Genomic DNA, 3846 nt, shown 5'->3' on the forward strand with positions numbered 1-3846 from the left:
AGCATCGGCCGTGATCGCATCGGCGCGACAGCAGGTGAAATCGGGTGGCACCATCCCGCCGACGCTGTCGTCGACCCTTGAAAGGGTGCGTGCAGAAGCCAAGCGCCTCCCTCCGCCTCTCAACCTGATGTACACCGATCTGGCTGAAGCGACATCCACCCTGGTCGGACGGGACGTACGCAGCACCATTGGCGGTAATCTGAACGCGACCATCGGGGACTTCTGCCGCCGCGCCGTGCTGGGCAGATACCCCTTCACACGCAGCGCAGGACGCGACGTCACCGCTGATGATTTCGCCAAACTGTTCGCCATGGGTGGCGTCATGGACGATTTTTTCCGCAGCACGCTACAGCCCATGGTCGACATATCCGCTTCCACCTGGACCTTCAAGCAGGGTGTGGACGGAACGCCGGTCGGAGGATCTGCATCGCTGGCATCCTTCCAGAAAGCGGCCACCATCCGCGATGTCTACTTTCGGGCAGGAGGCAAGGCACCCGGTATCCGTCTGGACATCAAGCCCATCGAGATGGACGCGGCCATTTCGCAGATGGTCTTGGACGTGGATGGAGACGTGCTTCGCTACCAGCACGGGCCGCAGATCCCTAAATCCATGAATTGGCCAGGCACGCGGGGCACAGGCCAGGTAAGGCTGCAGATCACGAGCACCAACAGTGAAAACTCGGGATTGGTCACGGAAGGTCCATGGGCGCTACATCGGCTATTTGACCGCGCACAGCTCCTTCCGGGCAATGCGCCGGAGAAGTTCTCCGCGATCTTCAACGTAGATGGGCGCCGGGTACGGTTTGAAGTCACCACCAGCAGTGTGTTCAATCCATTCCGCCTCAAGGCGATGGAAGAGTTCGAATGCCCAAGCAACCTTTGAGCAACGACCTCCGCAGCATGCTGGCGCCTTCTTCTGTCGCCTGGTACGGCAAATTGCCAAGCCTGGGTGACTTCGTGGGCAGGCGTATGCCGCATGCCCTCAGTAGCGAGTGGGATGCGTGGATGCGAGAGGGGATGGAACAACTGCGCCGGGCAGACGGCGCAGGCTGGTCGGATACCTTCGTGAACGCCCCGTTGTGGTTCTTCATTGCCTCTTTGAGCACACAGGGCTCACCGGTAATCGGCGCACTCGCGCCCAGCGTGGACCGTGTCGGGCGCTATTACCCACTCACCGTGATGGCAACGGCGCCGCATGCGGGTTGCCCATTTGCAGACGACCTGCAGGTCAAGGCATTCCTCGCGGGAGCGCGCTCTGCCATTGTGGAGGCACGACGCCGCGCGCTTTCTGTGGATGACTTGGATCGACGTGTCAGCCTGTTGCCCAACCCCTTCGGCACCACACTGCCCAGAGAGCGCGAGCCATCTCTCATCCAAGACATCCTGTCGGACCTCCACGAGGCTTCACAAGCTCACCAAGCAACAGCAAGCGATCTCGCTGAAAACATCACGCTGCCTGCAGGCGAATGGAGAGCGCACACGGCTCTCTTTGGCGAGCAAAGCCTGTGGTGGATATCTCCCACCCATCGCCTGGAATCTCAGGAACTGGTGCATCACGGCAAGGCCGACCGTTGGCTCTTCGCTCAATTGTTCTCCAAACATTGACGGAACCCGCCTTCCCTGGATCAAGGCCCCTTCACCATGAAAAACCTCGACGAACTCCTGAACGAAGCTCCCTCCGCGCCTCCGTGCGGCCCCGAGATGACCTATGCGGCGGAATTTCTGGCGTTGGAGCAATTGGCCCTCGGAAAGGTCGAGCAGCAGTACGGCGACACCATCATTCCCGCCGAAGATCCCGACTGGCAATCTGTGGAAAGAAATGCCTTGCAACTGCTAGTGCAGAGCAAGGACATGCGAATCGCCGGACTGCTGTGCAGATCCTGGACAAACACCGAAGGGCTCATCGGTCTGGCCCGCGGATTGGAGTTAATGGGAGCCCTCCTGGCAAAGTACTGGGACGACATTCACCCGCTGCCTGAAGACGGCGACTATTTCATGCGCATGAACGCCGTTGCCATGCTCAACGACGTGACCGGGCTGCTGCGCGAGTTGAGGCAAACGGAGTTCCTCGCCTCCAATTTTGGTCACTTCACAGTACGCGACGCAGAAGTGCTGGCGCGCGGACAGCGTGCGGAATCCAATGCACAGCTCACCATGGACCAACTGCGGCTGGGCATGGCTCACGCCGCGGAACAAGGGCACGCCCTGCTTGTCGCGGTCCCCCGAGCGAAAGAGGCGCTAGAACAGCTAGTGCGGTTGTGCGACGACAAGCTGCCCCACCACCAGCGGCCCGACATGGGCAACATTCAATCATTGGTAGCGCTGCTCCACAGCCTTCTGCCCAAGTCAGAACAAGCCGCTGCCGTTTCCAAAGGACCAGGCGACGGACCAGATGTAGTTGTCACCGCCGCGCCAGCCATCGGCCAGGAGATCAAGACCCGGGAGGATGCGATCAGACAGTTGGTCAAGATCGCCGAGTTCCTCGAATCCACCGAGCCCACCAACCCCGCCTCGCTCCTGATTCGCCGATCCGCAAAACTGATGGGCATGAGCTTCATCGACCTCCTTCGCGAGCTCGCACCACAAAGCCTTCAGCAGATCGAGCTAATCACAGGAGTCCAGCCTGAACAGACCTCTTGAACTACGAACTGTAACAGTCGCTACGCAGGCAGATCGGATACTGAAATACAGAAACAGTAGCCCCGTTCAACGCATACAGGCTCCACGAAATTGTGGACTTTCCCACCTCCCAGTGGAGATTCTTCGAAGCATGCGCGTCATGGTCACCCCAAGGGCTGTGTGCGACAAAAAGACCGTCCAGGAACGACTCGTTTCAGCCACGACAAACCGTAGCGAATTCACACAACTTTGTAAGCATTTGAACCGGCAACCACGAGGTCTCGGCCAAAGGTTGATCGAACCAGACAACTTGAGAGAGAGGTAAACATGTCAATCACCAAAGTGGGAAAAAGCGGGCAGAAGTTCATCGCACGAAACCGGGCGCCACGCGTGCAAATTGAGTACGACGTGGAAATCTATGGGTCGGAGAAAAAGGTGCACATTCCCTTTGTCATGGGCGTGATGGCCGACCTGTCCGGAAAGCCGCTTGAAAACTTACCGGAAATCGCCGATCGCAAATTCCTGGACATCGACATCGACAACTTCGATGCCCGCATGAAATCCATCAAGCCTCGCGCTTCCTTCCTGGTGCCCAACACACTCACTGGTGAAGGCTATTTGAGCGTGGATCTGACGTTTGAAAGCATGGATGACTTCTCGCCTGCCGCGGTGGCCCGCAACATCGGCCCACTCAACACACTGCTGGAGGCTCGCACCCAACTCCATAACCTGCTTTCGTACATGGACGGTAAGCAGGGAGCAGAAGAGCTGATCCGCAAGGTACTCCAGGACCCTGCACTGCTCAAGTCACTGGCTGCGAGTGCCAAGCCCGCCGCAGAAGCCGCTGAGACGCCAGCTCAAAACGACGCCGCCTGAGACATCCCTGCCAACGGAGATCACCCATGAGTGCAGTAGTAGCCACCACAGAATCAACCACCGCCCAGTCGCTAGAAGGCCACGACTTTGCGGCCTTACTGAACAAAGAATTCAAGCCCAAAACCGACCAAGCACGCGACGCAGTAGAAGCTGCCGTACAGACGCTTGCACAGCAGGCGCTCGCATCGGTAGCCACCATCTCCAACGATGCGTACCAGACCGTGCAAGCCATCATTGCAGAGATCGACCGAAAGTTGTCCGAACAAGTCAACCTCGTGATTCACCATGCGGAGTTCCAGAAGCTTGAAGGCGCCTGGCGCGGCCTACAGCATCTGGTGACCAACACCGAGG

General features: G+C 58.7%; 5 protein-coding genes. All 5 read left to right on the forward strand.

Annotation, left to right across the window (positions count from 1 at the left end; all coding sequences use genetic code 11):
- On the forward strand, positions 1–883 hold an 883-nt coding region (locus DBR23_RS02180; protein WP_304466190.1), incomplete at its 5' end, for a type VI secretion IcmF C-terminal domain-containing protein.
- On the forward strand, positions 865–1605 hold the full coding sequence (tagF, locus tag DBR23_RS02185; RefSeq protein ID WP_108497168.1) for a type VI secretion system-associated protein TagF: 741 nt from the start codon (positions 865–867) through the stop codon (positions 1603–1605). The genes DBR23_RS02180 and tagF, both read left to right, overlap by 19 nt.
- 36 nt (positions 1606–1641) lie before the next feature.
- On the forward strand, positions 1642–2640 hold the full coding sequence (tssA, locus tag DBR23_RS02190; protein WP_108497169.1) for a type VI secretion system protein TssA: 999 nt from the start codon (positions 1642–1644) through the stop codon (positions 2638–2640).
- 306 nt (positions 2641–2946) lie between these two features.
- Positions 2947–3495 carry a type VI secretion system contractile sheath small subunit gene (gene tssB, locus DBR23_RS02195; RefSeq protein WP_056059615.1) on the forward strand — a complete coding sequence of 183 codons (549 nt, stop codon included), beginning with the start codon at positions 2947–2949 and terminating at the stop codon, positions 3493–3495.
- Between the two features lie 26 nt (positions 3496–3521).
- On the forward strand, positions 3522–3846 hold a 325-nt coding region (locus DBR23_RS02200; RefSeq protein ID WP_199227612.1), incomplete at its 3' end, for a type VI secretion system contractile sheath domain-containing protein.

The sequence above is a fragment of the Acidovorax sp. HMWF018 genome (assembly GCF_003061035.1).
In the GTDB taxonomy this organism is placed as follows: Bacteria; Pseudomonadota; Gammaproteobacteria; order Burkholderiales; family Burkholderiaceae_C; genus Acidovorax; species Acidovorax delafieldii.